Source organism: uncultured Sphingomonas sp. (genome assembly GCF_913062585.1).
GTDB lineage: Bacteria > Pseudomonadota > Alphaproteobacteria > Sphingomonadales > Sphingomonadaceae > Sphingomonas.
Map to the genome: position 1 here is coordinate 1 of NZ_CAJXWX010000032.1, position 14,119 is coordinate 14,119.

General features: G+C 66.5%; 15 protein-coding genes. 2 read left to right on the plus strand and 13 right to left on the minus strand.

The window, feature by feature from the left end:
• The first annotated feature begins 62 nt into the window (after nt 1-62).
• The gene (locus QZ546_RS16365) at nt 63-602 is read left to right on the plus strand and encodes a hypothetical protein (protein WP_294239943.1); all 540 of its coding nucleotides are present in this window, start codon (nt 63-65) and stop codon (nt 600-602) included.
• 452 nt (nt 603-1,054) lie between these two features.
• Here QZ546_RS16365 and QZ546_RS16370 read toward each other — a convergent pair whose 3' ends face one another.
• From QZ546_RS16370 to QZ546_RS16420, 11 genes are all read right to left on the minus strand, one after another.
• Nucleotides 1,055-1,543: a hypothetical protein gene (locus QZ546_RS16370; RefSeq protein ID WP_017978526.1), complete on the minus strand. Its 489-nt coding sequence runs from the start codon at nt 1,541-1,543 to the stop codon at nt 1,055-1,057.
• 35 nt (nt 1,544-1,578) lie between these two features.
• On the minus strand, nt 1,579-1,932 hold the full coding sequence (locus tag QZ546_RS16375) for a hypothetical protein (RefSeq protein WP_017978525.1): 354 nt from the start codon (nt 1,930-1,932) through the stop codon (nt 1,579-1,581).
• A complete protein-coding gene (locus QZ546_RS16380) occupies nt 1,929-2,486 on the minus strand; it encodes a hypothetical protein (RefSeq protein WP_017978524.1) in 558 nt (185 codons plus the stop codon). The genes QZ546_RS16375 and QZ546_RS16380 overlap by 4 nt, the downstream gene beginning before the upstream one ends.
• 37 nt (nt 2,487-2,523) lie before the next feature.
• Entirely contained in the window at nt 2,524-3,183 is a 660-nt protein-coding gene (locus tag QZ546_RS16385; protein ID WP_017978523.1) for a hypothetical protein, read from the minus strand.
• Complete coding sequence (locus tag QZ546_RS16390) at nt 3,183-3,704, minus strand: hypothetical protein (protein ID WP_017978522.1); 522 nt, start codon at nt 3,702-3,704, stop codon at nt 3,183-3,185. Before QZ546_RS16390 ends, QZ546_RS16385 begins: the two co-directional genes overlap by 1 nt.
• Nucleotides 3,705-3,815: 111 nt before the next feature.
• Nucleotides 3,816-6,512 (minus strand): hypothetical protein, encoded by a 2,697-nt coding sequence (locus QZ546_RS16395; RefSeq protein ID WP_017978521.1) that lies wholly within the window; start codon nt 6,510-6,512, stop codon nt 3,816-3,818.
• Nucleotides 6,513-6,711: 199 nt separating this feature from the next.
• Entirely contained in the window at nt 6,712-7,236 is a 525-nt protein-coding gene (locus tag QZ546_RS16400) for a hypothetical protein (RefSeq protein WP_017978520.1), read from the minus strand.
• 8 nt (nt 7,237-7,244) lie between these two features.
• Nucleotides 7,245-7,994, minus strand: a complete 750-nt coding sequence (locus QZ546_RS16405) for a hypothetical protein (protein ID WP_145957865.1) — start codon at nt 7,992-7,994, stop codon at nt 7,245-7,247.
• Between the two features lie 8 nt (nt 7,995-8,002).
• The gene (locus tag QZ546_RS16410; RefSeq protein WP_231292003.1) at nt 8,003-8,668 is read right to left on the minus strand and encodes a hypothetical protein; all 666 of its coding nucleotides are present in this window, start codon (nt 8,666-8,668) and stop codon (nt 8,003-8,005) included.
• A gap of 16 nt (nt 8,669-8,684) precedes the next feature.
• Entirely contained in the window at nt 8,685-10,736 is a 2,052-nt protein-coding gene (locus QZ546_RS16415) for a S8 family serine peptidase (protein WP_017978517.1), read from the minus strand.
• Nucleotides 10,737-10,764: 28 nt separating this feature from the next.
• Entirely contained in the window at nt 10,765-10,962 is a 198-nt protein-coding gene (locus QZ546_RS16420; protein ID WP_167692814.1) for a hypothetical protein, read from the minus strand.
• A gap of 721 nt (nt 10,963-11,683) precedes the next feature.
• Between QZ546_RS16420 and QZ546_RS16425 the strand changes: the two genes are divergently transcribed.
• A complete protein-coding gene (locus tag QZ546_RS16425) occupies nt 11,684-12,073 on the plus strand; it encodes a phosphatase PAP2 family protein (protein WP_017978514.1) in 390 nt (129 codons plus the stop codon).
• An 8-nt stretch (nt 12,074-12,081) separates the two neighbouring features.
• Here the strand turns inward: QZ546_RS16425 and QZ546_RS16430 are convergent, their stop codons facing one another.
• Together QZ546_RS16430 and QZ546_RS16435 are read right to left on the minus strand one after the other, a co-directional pair.
• Nucleotides 12,082-13,431, minus strand: coding sequence for a HAMP domain-containing sensor histidine kinase (locus QZ546_RS16430; RefSeq protein WP_017978513.1), 1,350 nt, complete (start codon nt 13,429-13,431; stop codon nt 12,082-12,084).
• A complete protein-coding gene (locus QZ546_RS16435) occupies nt 13,424-14,101 on the minus strand; it encodes a response regulator transcription factor (RefSeq protein ID WP_017978512.1) in 678 nt (225 codons plus the stop codon). Before QZ546_RS16435 ends, QZ546_RS16430 begins: the two co-directional genes overlap by 8 nt.
• Nucleotides 14,102-14,119 lie beyond the last annotated feature (18 nt).

The following is a 14,119-nucleotide window of genomic DNA, read 5'->3' on the forward strand; positions in this document are numbered from 1 at the left end:
CAGATTACACCCAAGGCCGCCTGAACGATGCGGCCCGGTGGCACACCTGAAATTACACCACGTTGACGGACACGACCCAGATGAAGCCAAACTTCGAGATCGCCATGTATCTGGCACAGGCGACCGGGGCCTCCATCGTGACCGACAGCGCCTTCCGCTGGCGGGAGATTCTTCGCGCGGCGCGACCGAGGGCAGGAGCGCCGCCGGCTCGTCTCAGGCAGCTCGCCGAGAAATTCGCTGACGCCACCTTTCTGTTCCCCGACAACCCGGATCGCATCATCCAGTTGGCGCGGGAAGGCATATTGTCGGGCTATCATAAGCTGTTCGGCGAGATGTTCCGATATCTTGCCGCTGTCGAAGATCACGGTCCCCGGCCGAATTTCGAGGCGGGGCTTGCTTCCCGGTTCGTCAGCACGCACACAGCCGCCCAGAACGCGCTTCGCAAGCGGGGAGACGTCGGAAATGACGGCAGAATCTCCTGCGTTTTCGCGCCGACGGGCATCCAGGACAATACGATTAATCGCCTGCTGCTTATGTCGAGTTCTGAGCATCACCTGCCGATGGTGCCGATGGCCTTCTACATTCAGCGCATGAGTGCTTGATGTTGATCGCCTGCTTCCCGTTTCAAACTGGGGAGCCGGCGCGGACGCGTGAATGATCTACAACCATCGGGAATGCTGAAACTCGGAAGGGTCGGTATACCAGTGACTGCTGGCCCGGCGATGGCTCTATCAAATGTCAGCTTTTCGAAGCGCTCCGCCTGAATGCTGACAGGTGGAAGACGGCCCAGCTTTCGACGTTCCCAGATGCCGAACGGGCGAACGTTCAACGTCGGCTTCTGACAAGAGGCGCCGTTCGACACGCCGCAGGCGAACGGCAGCAAAGTCCCAATCATCGCCTTACAGAAGGGTCTCATCATACCAGGATATGATCCCTTTCGATAACGACTTTCGAGGCCGTTATTCGGAAATGCACGCAGCCCGTGATGGCAAGGCCGAGGCAGCTGAGCTGGGTTGAAGAGGTTGCCGCCTTTTGCATGGCAACCTCTGAACTATCAGCACCACGTCTGCAGATTGACTTGGTTTCCTAGGTCAGCGCCATCGCGAACGAGCATCGCCAGCTTCGCGGTCGCGCGGTCACATCCGGCTGCCAGCGAGGCCGGCCGCCCCCGCACCTGCACGATCTCGCCCGGCAGTACCTTGAAGTGGGACTGAGCCCCGTCCTGCGGCACGATCACCGCGCGAGCCTTGCCGGGGACGAGCGACAGGCGGCATCCCGTCGAGACATAGCAGATGGTGTCGCGCGGCAGCATGACGGTGATTCCGGTCATCACGGGGACGTCGTCTTCGCCGACGGCGAATTCGAGATAGATGAGATCGACCTGGGCTTCGACCGCTGTGCGACCAAACGCAATTCGCTGGTGGGGATCGAGCGGACCTCCGGCCATGATCATCAGGCCGGGGTTCATGATCTTGTTGCCGAGCAGGAGCTTGGAAACGGCAGCGACATGGGCGCGGACATGGGCGGTCTGGTCGGGGTTCATGGTCTGTCTTCCTTGTTTCATCCCCACCACGGGGATCACATCGACTTGCCCATCCCCCTCTTCTTCTCCCCTCCACCGTGATCGCGCCATCGATCGGCCCGCACGGCGGGCGGTTCAACCGGGACTGAGCACCCCGGTCCTATGTGAAGCTGCACCACGATCCGCCGCAGAACGGCGCGGTCGAGCGCGTGCGCGCCGTCGGCGACGCGCACCGCTAGGACCGGCTCGACGGCCGCCGGGCAGATGACGGCGGCGACCGCCGTCACGCCTCGTGTACCGGGGCCCGCCGCCGCGTGCTGCCAGTGCTGGCCGGCCAGCACGAGCAGCGGAAAGGCGATGACGAGCGCCCAGCACGCCTGCCGCAGCAGGCGCGGCATCGGCACCGTCATGACCGATCCTCCCCGCCCGCAGGGCCGGATGTCGTGCCGCGCTCGCCGTGGACCAACAGGCGGATGGCCCGGACCAATCCGTCGGCGCGTTCGTGCGCCGTTCGCCACGGCACTTCTTCAACCCGAAGATGGCGCGCCGTCAGCCGGAACCCCGAAGCAGCGGTGCCATCCCGCTTGTCCGGTGTCGGCACGAGCCACAGGCCAGCGTCGACATCGACCCAAAGCGTCAGCATCCAGTGCCAGGTGACCCGCCCGCTGTGCCACAGGCCCAGGGCGAAGCCCGGCATCGCGTCCGCCGACGGTGTCCTCACGATCAGCGCATCCGACCGGGTCGCGAGCAGCGCACTGTCCATCACGGCGATGGACGCGGCGAGATTGCCGTTCATCGTCGTGACCAGCAGGTGGTTCGCCTCGCTGTACAGGCAGCCGGCGAGCGGCAGGCCGAGGTCGGCCGGCATGTCGGTCAGCCGCCACCCCGCTGCCTGCGCCAGTGTCCGCACGACGTGCGAGTTCATCGCCTGGCCGATCCGCGGCCAGGGTTCGTTATCGTTCATGATGTTTCCCGATGATGGTGTTGGTGCGCCGGCGTGGTCAGGCTTGCCGCCAGTCGGCTTGGAACTGGCGAAAGGCGTTGCCGACCAGGGCATGGGCCTTGTCGGTGGCAAGCGGCGTCACCCATTCGCCAAAGCCGAGCGGCGTCAATCGCCTGGGTCCAGCAAGGAGAACATGAACATGCGGCGGGCTGGCGCTGCCGGCCCGGTGGGGGGCATGCTGGACCAGCAATGCGGCGACCTCGAACGGATCGACGATCCACCGGCCGGTGAAGGCGCGGACCAGCTCATACTGCTCATGCAGTCGCGCGGTTGGGAAGGTGAAGGTCAGATAGGCGAGCAGCGCCTTGGCCTTGACCGGCAGTTCTGCGTCGACCGTCTCCATCAGGATACGCGGGTCGGACAGCCGGTCATCGGCCCCCGGCGGCAGCAACACCTCGGCGCGTGCGGCGGTCAGCGTCCATGGCGGCGTGTCGGGTGGCGCACCAACGGTCAGTTTGGCAGCGGCAAAAGCCGCCGCGCTGTTCAGGTGGCCGCGAAAGCTGGGGCGCAGGCAGCCATACATGACACGGGTCGCATCGCGATCGGCGTCATCGCCGGTCAGTACCAGCCAGCTATGCGGGTTCGCCGGATCCGGCAGGCAGCCCGGGTTGACCTCGACGCTGGGTGTTGCCGCTGCGCGCTTGGCCTTGGTCCGCATCAGAACGCACCTTGCGGGTAGAGGCGTTCGGCCAGATCGGACGCAGCGCGGTAGATGCCGTCGGCGCGTTCGGCGAGCGTTGCGTAGGGCGGCACCAGATAGAGTTCGAGGCCGTGCGCCTCCAGCCGGATCGCCCCGCCGAACCCGAACGGCACCAGCCACAGGCCGCCATCATCATGGCGGTAAAGTGCTAGGTCCTCCAGCTTGAAGGTGGTGAGGCCACCGCCCGCCAAAACGACATCGATCGACACCGGCAGCAGGTCACCGCCGGTCAGGCAGCAGCGCACCAGCATGACGTCGATCGACTGATCGGCCGCGAGCCGTTCGATCTTGCTGCGGAACATGGGTGCGGCGACACAGGTCAGCGCCACGACGACCGACTGGGCGTCGTACAGAACGCTGTCGGCGGGCATACCGCCGCCCGAAACCAGGATGGGCACCTCGGGCTTGCCGAACCCGGAGGCGATATAGTGAAGAAGCACGTGCGGGAGCGAGTGCACGGGGGTAGTCAGGAAATCCATTGTGGTTCCGAAGCTTAAGGGTCGCGGACCGAGCGATCCGGACAAGCACCTCCAATCTTTTTCATCGATCTTCAGCGGCTCAAAAGCCCAGCTTCCCCCTTACTGCAGCGCCTATCTTTCCTGTCCTTTCTTACTCGTCTGGCTTGTCACGCCAACGGCAGGGCCTCTGCTTCCGGTATGTCGTTTTCCACCCGACATACCGGATTGAGGATGAGCCGCTTGCCGGTCGCCAACGGCTGCGACCGCCTGCCCGAGCAAGCCGCTCGACTTGCCTCTCGACGCAGGATCGGCGGGCGATGGCTTCGGAACGTCTACGGGCGACGTGGCGGCGAGCTCTTCGGGGCCAGCAGGCGGTGCACCCGTCGCCTTGCGTCGGCGCTTGGCCTGGATTGTCGACAGCGTCTGCAGCAGTTCGACATCCTGCAGACTGTCGATATTTGCCAGCGTGCGTGATTGTCCGCCGTCGGCACCACGATCCGCGACGGTGAGCGCGTGCCCCAATCCCTCGCCGAGCAGGACCGATCTGCCGCCATGGTCCTGATGCATCAGGTCACGGGACACAGCTGCCGATGCCGCCGCGATCTCGCGACGCTCGCGCTCGGCCAACAGCAACTTCTGGATTTCAGGTTCGTCGCCGAGCAGGCGGAACAACCGGTGGATCGCGAGCGGGACCGTCTTGTCGATTACATATCCGCCCGAGACGAAACGCAGGTGTTCATGGCTTCGGCGATGCTTGATCAGCCATGCGTGCAGGCGCTTTTCGACCTGCGGTCGATAGGCCGGCGAGATCGGATTAAGGGGCGCCAGCTTGGCGTGATCGGCTGGTACGTATCGCAGCCGTTCACGCCCATTGCCCGTGGCCGCGACAACCTCAGCCCACGCCTTCTCGACCTTGCCGTCGAGGTCCTTTAGCCGGGCCGCCGCGCGGACCTGCTGAGGGGTCGGTGCCACGATGGCGTCGATTTCGCCCAGCCACGCGCGGGCCTCGTCCTGGACTTTTAGACTTGCGGTGCCGACACGCAGCACCGTCTCGGCGCGTGAGCGCACCATCCGCTCGACGATGGCGACCAGCCCCGCCTGGCAGCGCCGCGTTACGGCGGCGTTTGCGAGTTGCCGCCAGTGTGCAGTCGCCTTCAGGGAAGCGGCTGAAGCCCGTCGACCGAGTGGGATCGCGGCCTTCAAACCATTCTCATTCCGGTCGAAATCGGCCTGCTCCAGAAGCAGCCGCATCTCATCATTGAACCGGATATGGGCGTTTCGGGTTCCAGCAGCCGTTACATCGCCCCTGGCCTCGCTGGCGGTGATGGCGGAGCCGAGATGCTCCATCGGTGTCAGCCGAATCCTGGCATCCCGATAAGGCCCCGGCGCGTAGATGGGGCTCCCAGCCCGACCATCCACGACCTTGTTGACGATGTCGACATAGCGCTTGCGCAACGCTTTGACGTAGCGTCGACCAGCCACAAAATGGGAAACGGCCTTTTCGCCGTCCTTCGGCACGTCCCGGGTCGGCTCTGCGATCTTGTCCTGGCGATAAGGGTAACAGAACTTGCCGTTCCGCTTGCGCTCGGAATATTCGAAATCCCAGCAACCCTCGCCTTCGACCGGCTTGCGGGGGTTGCGCTCGTCATTGATCTCCTTCGCCGTCAGCCAGCGTGCCGGCCGATCATAGCCATCGATGTGGAAGTGGAAGTTGTCGGGGTCGTTCGTCGCATCAGGGCGATGGATCGCGGCGACGTACATCCAGCCTTCCGCGTTAAGCGTCTCACAAAAACGTTCGAGCACCAGGCGCCGCTCGGCTGGCTTCAGTCCGCGTGGAAACTCGCCGACGAAGCGGGTCTGGGTGCGCCCGCATGGTCCCGCCTTCCAGTTCGGTCGCGCAGCCGCGGGCAAGCCAGGCTGGTCATCACACCACACCAGCCGGTCATAGGCATCTTCCAGGTTGACCTTGGCGATGTCGACGATGGCGTCGAGAAAGGCCTTGCCTTCAGCTTTCGCCTTCGCCTCCTGGGCGAGCCGCTTCTGCTGCAGCGTCACCGCAGCCTTGCGCACCCATCCCGGCGCATCTTGCCGGGTGGCCAGCAGCATCCAGTCATCGGCATATTGGGTCGAGACGTACAGCGTCCCGCCCTTGGCTTGCCGCTCGCAGCGCTCGACCGCTTCGAACAGGCTGCGTTCCCGCTCGCGCCCGCCGGGGATGTTGCTGATGATGGCGAGGTGATTCTGCAGCCGGCGATCTTCGTCCATGTCGAGCATGTCGATCAGCCGCGCGGTGTCATTCTTCTCCACGGCGGTGGTACGGGTGATATAGTCGAGATGGGTTTCGAAGTCGGCGACGCCGCCGCGGGTGACATAGCTGTGGTGGGCCGCGGCGATGCCGCTTCGGTCGGGATAGCGCGGGTGAGTACGGCCATCCTTAGCGCGGGGAACGACGGTGCGACTGATCCGCACCATGTCGAAATGCGGGATTCGCACAGGCCCGGTCTGGCGCGGGCTCAGCGAAAGCGGGCTGGTCCGCGAGAAGTCGACCGACGTCGTCCGCCCACCATTGCCGCCCGCATCGGTGATACGTCGGCGCGTTCCCGTGGCTTCGCGCGAGGGCGATTGCGTATGCGAGCCGGCGTCGGATGTTCCCCGCACGCGACCAGGTGAGACAGCTGGCCCGGGCTCGATCTCCCGCTTGCCGAAGCCGCCGCGTCGCAAATTCGCGCCGATCGCCTCGCGATCCTCGCGGGCCAGCCGCCGTAGCAGCGCCTGCAGCTGATGCGCATATTGCGGATAGGCAGGTTGTGGGTCGGCACCGCTGGTCATGGCGTATAGTGTCTCGTGGCGCTGCCCCATTCTCAAGGGGGCGCCCCCTGCCCTCGAACAAAAATGCCTTCCGGAGCCGAAGGTGGAGGACATGGGGGATGTCTCCGAACTGCGGTCGGTCAGTCCCCGCAAAAAGGTGGTCACCACCTTTTTGCGCTGTTGCGCCTTAAAATCTTGCCCGGGCCTCTTCTGTTTTCTCCTATCGGATCTGAAGGGCATACGACCTTCGATCCTGATCGGCGAGGGTCAGGATCCGCAGGTCAGGCGCCCCCCGCACGACCCATCGACGGTCGCCAGTGCGAACGTCGATATCGGCCGCCCCCTCGTTCACCTCGGTGCCCCGCCATGTCGATCGACCGACGGATGTCACCGTCACGGTGATGCTGTCGCCGACCCAGCGATCATGGGTGAACGGGAACAGGTCGCCAGCGCCAGCCGCAGGCCGAAGGTGCACCATGCCGCTGTCGAGACGGACCACGGCACGGTCGTCGGCCGCGGCGAAGCGCATGCGTCTGTCCTTCGCCAACGACCACGAGCAGCCGGTCCCCGCGGCTCCCGCCTTCATGACCATCGCCATCGAGAGCGGCCGCAGCGGTGCTACGGGCTCAGTGGCCCCGACGCCGTTTCGCGGGACGCCTACCGGCATGTTCGCGAGCGTTGGCGCGGTGGCCAACAGCGACAACGCGGCTACGGGCGCGAGAAGCGATACCGCGGCCGTGATCATGCCCGACCTCAAAAGGCGCCGCGCGCCGCAGCCGGTGCTTCGCGCGCGGCGGCCGCCTTCACCGCCGCCTCATCGGCAAGACGCGCGTTGCTTCCCCGGGTGCCGAATATCTTGAGGGACCAGGCGTCGGACCTGACGGTGATGCGCGGATCGGGCTCCATGGTCAGATCGCCGCCGCATCGGGTGATGCACCACGATCCGTTCGACGGGACGCCCTCAGTTGGCCGCCCGTACTTGGCCTCGACTTGGCCGACCAGCGTGGCCAGATCAACGCGTTTGGTCGACACCGTCAGGTCGATCCGGTCGACGATCTCTCCCGCCGGCGTCTGCGCCATGAACAGGCGGAGATATTCACCAGCAGGACCCTGGCAGGTCAGGTCTCCAACGGCAGTGCCATCAGGGCCGAAGCCATCGGGGATGCCTTTGCGCTTGCGGACCTCTCGCTCGACGAGTTGCCGGAACGAGGCCGACTGGTAGGTCGAGCAACGGTAGGTCCCCGCCAGCGCTGCCTGCACCGCGGCCAGCGGCATCCCGAGGCGAACGCCGGCGACGTCCATCGCCAGCGGTGTAGCGGAAGACGCGGGTTGTGCGGCCAATCGCGCCTTCTGCGCCATGGCGGGAGCGGTGGCGAGCGACAACGCCATCACGGCACCGATGGCAGCAGCATTGGTCATTTTCATCATGGTGTTCCTTGACGACCCGGCGCTCGGCGCTCGGGTCATGGTGTTGGCCGAAATGGATGGGATGGTGATGGTCACGTCGATCGTCAGCGCGGCATCGGTCGCCAGCCGTCGCTCTGCAGCTCGAACGGCATCGTCGATTCCTTCGGCTCGGCGATGCGCGCCTGTTCCGCCGGCGGCATGACCGGGATCGGATCGACGCCGTGATAGGTGTAGGTGACCTGGCTGACCCGATGACCGGCGAAGTCGGTCGGCTCGGTCCAGCGCACCACGTCGACAACCTCGCCTTTTGCCAGGCAGAAGTACGGCACCGAAACCATGGCGTTCGTGGCCTTGCGCTCGACCGTATGCAGATAGGGCGCGCCTTTCGGCGTCGGCGCGTAGGAGATCAGCGGCTGCCGCACGAATGCGTTGGTTGACCCGCTCCACCGCGCCGGCTTCTCGAACGTCGTGCGCGTGACGAGCCCGACGCCGGCCAGACCGTCCAGCATCGCGACCGCCTTTCCATCAGAACCTGGCCCCGCGAGCGTCGGCTTCGGCGAGGTGACGATCGGAAACCCCGATCCGCCGGGCTCGCCTTCGACCTCGTACCGCATCACATCGATGGGGTGGCAGAAGACGTCGCGGACGACAGGTTCGAGCGCGGCGGCGAACGCCGCCTTGCTCGGGGCCTTGGAATTGCCACACCCGCTCAAGCCCGTGGCGGCGGCGAAGAGCAGGACAGAGGCGGGCACTGCAGTGGATCTGGACATGGGTGTTCCTTGCGGTTCAGCGGACGACGAAATTGAAGAAGGCGGCGACGTCGGACGCGCCGCGGACATGACCGGCGTCGAAAGCCCGCGCGACGCCGACCCGCAGCGTCGAGGTGGACGCCAGCGCGGTCGACCAGCCGAACTCCAGATCGAGTTCCCGCGCCGTCGGCGACAGGTCGAAGGTCCGGCCCTCTTCGGCGAGCACACCCGACATCAGGTCGTACGCGACCGGCACCAGCAGCGACGCCCGTGCCCGCTCGACGCGCAACGGCGACGACAGCCCGAGCGTCGCCAACCCGCCGAACAGCGGACGCGCGCCCTCTACCGCGAAGGCGGTGCTGACGATGCGACCGTCGAAGCGGATCGGGCCGTCGCCACCACCGTCGACGCTGGTGCTTCCCGTTGTAGCCCGCGCGGTGAGCGAGACACCCGCCACGGTGCGGCGTGCGACGAGGGTGGTGAGCGTCGTCCGACCGCCACGCAAGCCCGATGCAGCCATGCCACCGCCGAACCCCAGCACCCGGCCGTGCTCGGTGAGGTCGGTTACCTCCAGGCCGATGCCGAACGGGGTGGCGAAGGTGACGCCGCGCAGGTCCGCGCTGCGGTCGCGCGACGAGCCCGACGAGAACGATGCCGACCAGCCGCCGCCACTCCACGACGACCACAGGCCAATGGGCTGGCCGACCACACCGCGCAGTGGGGAACCGGTGAGGGACAAGCCGCTACCGCCCACCGCTGTGTTCGCGCCGACCGTCACCGTCTGCCCCGCTGCCGGAGAGAAGCTCGCCACCGCCGGTCGGTTGGCTGTCGTGCCCTGCCATGGACCGACCGCGTCCTGCCCGGCGAAGCCCAGCCGTGCCTCGCTCGCCGACCAGCGGCGGACGGGCAGCGGATCGACCGACCCGGTCATGCCGCCGGCCAGCAGCCCCGATGACCAGGCACGGATGCCGGTCGCGCCCGTCATAGCAAAGTCGCGGCCGTAGCGGTCGAACACCCTCATGCTGCCCGCCGCCATCGCGATCATCGACGCGGTTGCCGAGCCGCCGAACGGTGCGGAGACGTCGAGCGATGAATAACGGGCGAGCACCGCCTGCGCCGCCGCGAATGACGATGCAGGCGCCTGCGCCTGCATCGCCTTCTCGACGTTGAGTAGCCCTGCGCCATAGATCGGATCGACACCGGGCGCGCCCATATCGGTGGCGGTGTCGAGCAGGATACGGGCGATCGCCTTGCCGCCGAGCTGCGGCCAATACTGTTTCAGCAGCGCCGCCGCCCCGCCGACCGCAGGGGCCGCGAAGCTGTTGCCGGTGACGGTGGTGATGCTGCCGTCCTTGTCGACCGCCTGCACGTTCACGCCCACCGCCGCGATCATACGGTCGGCGAGCACCCCTGCGTTACCATTGGCGGAACGCGGGTTGCCGTTGGCGTCCACCCCGATCGCGAACAGGAACCAGTCGGCGTTGGCGCGGTCGCTGCCGACGAGGGTCTCGGCAAACTGGCCGGCGAAGCTGTCCTTTCCGGTCTCATTCGCGACGGACTCGACCAGCAGCCGGTCGGCGGCGCGCAAGCCGTCCATCGCCGCACGCTGCTCGGTCGCGACTTGTCCGCCGCCGAAGCCGTTCAGCGACATCACCGTGACGAACGCGCCCCTGGCGATGGCTTCGCGCAGCGCCGGTGCAATCAGACCTGCGTTCGGCTGCGTACCCTCGCGGATCGGTGTCGTGCTGCCCGCCGTCACGCCGTCTAGGTCAGGCCCCGCCACCTTGAGCGCGAGGATGGTCGCATCCGGTGCCAGTCCCTGCATGCCGGAGCCGTTGCGCGCCGCCGCCGCGATCGAGGCGACCTTGCTGCCGTGGCCATCATTGTCGTCGATCGCGAAGGGCGGCACCGTCTCGCCCGGACAGGTCGCGCAACGGGCGATGCGCTGCTCGAAGCCGGCACTGTCGGCCGAGATGCGACCGGCGAACTCGGGCGAGGACCGCACGATTCCACTGTCGATGATCGCGATCGTCACGCCCTTGCCGGTGATCCCGCGGTCATACGCATAGGCTGCCTTTGCGCTGACCACCGCGGCGGATGACTGGTATTCGGCGGTGTCAGCAGTTGTTGGTGTCGGTGCTGGCGTGGGAGACGGCGTTGGCGTTGCCGCTGGGGTTGGCGAAGGCGTACCGGTTGGCGGCGCATTCCCGCCGGGCGTGTTCACGCCACTGCCGCCTCCGCCGCATGCGGCGAGCAACAGCGCCGCCGTTGCCGCGGTCGAATTCCTGATGATGGCAAGCCGCCTGCTGCGGCATTTGTGATCTGCACTCACGCCCGAACCCCCGTTCGCGCGGTGCTGACAGGCTGACCCCAGCCGACGGCACCGCCCCTGTTGACGAGGCGGTGCCGGCCCGTGAGCCGGGGATTCAGAATCCTGCGTTGAGACAGGCGCGAGTGTCTTTAGGCTTGCGCCCTGGACATGCACACCCGCTCCCCGGCCGAATAGAATTCGGGCCGGGCTTCGGCTACTCAACGACAAGGTTCTGACGCCTCGGTCCGCCTGCTGGCGAACAGTCCACCTCTACGCCGGGCGGGTTAACAATCTCAAGCGCTGAACTGCGGCTTTGACGCTGCCAAGCGTAACGTGCTGACGAAATTACGAATCATTCGGCAAGGCGGGATGGTGGTGCAATCTCCCGCTTATAAAGAGATGAGGGCCGGATGCTGGCGAGCAAAAGACCCACACTCCGACGCTCGGGCCCCGACCCGGCTTCCCAGATTCCGCCGTTCGTTCATCTGCCGGGGAACAGTCACAAGCGAAAGCGGATCTTCCCACCGATGGTACCCCCGCCGCCCGCCCGCGATAGCACGCAGGCAAGTGCCGAAATCGCTGAGCTCAAAGCGGTCGAAACGTCGCGCTCGTCCGAACAGGCAAAGGCCGCCCGCGAGGCGGGGGAAACGACGACCGCCACGATCTTTGCGGGCGTGCTGGGGCCGCGTTTTGATCTGTAGCACCCGCCCGCCACGGCGCGGCTGATGGCGATGGTGCGCGCCACCGAGAAGGAGGTGATCGCACGCGGCAAGGATCATTTCGCCCGGCCGCGCCCCTGGATCGTCGACCCCACGCTGAAGACCTGCAAACCCGGCAACGAACCGCTGTCGAGCTATCCCAGCGGCCACACGACCAACGCCTATGCGATGGCAGGCGTGCTGGCGAGGCTGGTGCCCGGCAAGGCGCCTGCCCTGCTCACCCGGGCGGCCACCTATGCCGAAACGCGGATCACCTGCGAACAGCATTGGCGCAGCGACGTGACGGCTGGGGAAGCGCTCGGGCTTGTGATCGCCGAGCGATTGATGAGCAAGCCCGCGTTCCGCGCCCAGTTCGACGCCGCCCGCGCCGAAATGGAGGCAGCGGGGATCAGCTGATCGCCACCTTATGCGGCACACGGCAGGTGGAGCGTCACCACCAGCCCAGGCCTCGCATCGCCGATGGTCAAGGTGCCGCCATGCGCCCGCACGATCGCCTCCACCAGATTGAGGCCAAGGCCATGTCCTGCCGCCGAGCGGGTGCGGTCGAGCCGGACGAAGCGTTCGACGATGCGTTCGCGATCACCCTCGGCGACGCCGGGGCCGTTGTCGATCACCGATACCGCGACCGCCGCCTCCTCTTCGGGTACGACAATGACACGGATATGCGTACCCTGCGGCGTGTGCGCCTGGGCATTGTCGAGCAGGTTGATGAGGGCCTGGGACAGCAGCTCACGGTCGCCGGCGATCGTCAGCCCGCCCTGGATATCGCAGGACAGGCTGCGCCCGCCGTCAGCGACGGCGGGCGCATAGCTGTCGCAGATATCCTCCGCCAGCGCTCCGATATCCATCCGCACGAAGCCCTGCCGGATATCGCCCGCATCCACCTCGACGATGCGCAGGATGCCGCCGAACAGCGCGAGCAGCGCGTCGCTCTGCCTCAGGGCCTTGCCGATGGCGGCGCGCTGCGCGTCGGGGTCGCGCGTGTCCAGCGCCAGTTCTAGGTCGCCGCGCAGCCGGGCGAGCGGCGTGCGCAGGTCATGCGCGACGTCGGCCGATACCTGGCGCAGGTTTTCGAGCAGGCGGCCGATCCGCTCCAGCATCCTGTTGAGGATAATCGCCAGGCGGTCGAACTCGTCGTCGCGCGGCGAAAACGGCACGCGGCGGCGGACATCCCCCGCCATGATCGCCTCGGCTGTCGCAGTGACCTGTTCCAGGCGCCGGTGAAGATAGCCGCCCAGCACCAGCGCGGCGATTGCCCCGATCATCAGGACGAGGAAGAAGGCGCCGCCGAACAGGCTGAGGATCACGCCGTCCAGCTGCTCGACCGCCTGCGAGTCGATCCCCACCACCAGATAGGTGCCATCCGGCAGGCGGGTCGTCAGGACGCGTGCGTCATCATCGCCCTCGACCGGATCGTGAAAGGGCACATCGGCATAACCGGGCGGCGGCAACGCCAGATCGAAATCCCCGACGATGCGGCGACCGGCTTTATCGAACAGCGCATAGCCGAAGGTGATGACGCCGTTCTCTCCCCCGCGATGCGCTACCGCCTCGGCAAGTTCGTGCGCGCCCTCGTCATGATATTGTCGGACCAGATCAGCGCTCGCCTCCGCCAGGGCGGTGTCTTGCTGCCGACGGAAGGCAGCATCCGCGGCGAAATAGACGAGCACGCCGAGGATCGCGATGGCGAGCGCGAACGCAGCCGAATGGGTCAGCGCAATGCGATAGGCGGCGCTGCGCCGCCGGTCAGGCATCGCCGCCCATCCGATACCCCTCGCCGCGCAGCGTCTCGATCGGGTCATGGGCAAAGCCCTCATTCAGCTTGGACCGCATCCGGCTGAGATGGCTTTCGACGATGTTGGTCTGCGGGTCGAAATGGAACCCCCAGACCGCTTCCAGCAGCATCTTGCGCGTCACGACCCGTCCGGCATGGCGCATCAGTTCCTCCAAGATGCGGAACTCGCGCGGTTGAAGGCGGATCGGACGGGCCCCTCGCCGGACCTCGCGCCGCATCGCGTCGAGCACTACATCGCCGACCTGAAGCCGCGTCGGCACCTCCGCGATCGGCGGGCGGCGGAGCAGCGCGCTGACCCGCGCAGACAATTCGGGCAGCGCGAACGGCTTGACCAGATAGTCGTCTGCGCCGGCGTCCAGCCCCGTCACCCGGTCGGCGATGCTGCCCAGCGCGGTAAGCAGGATGACCGGCACGTGGTTCCCCTCCTCCCGCCAATGGCGCACGATCTCCACGCCGTCGACGCCGGGAAGCAGCCGGTCCAGGATGGCCAGATCGAAGGCTTCGGCCAATCCCGCGTCGCGCGCCGCACGCCCGTCATCGAAACGCTCCACCACATGGCCGAGCGCGGTCAAGCCGCGAACGACCTGCGCGGCGGTATCACCATCGTCTTCGGCAAGCAGGATTCGCATCCGCCGGGTTTCCGCGAC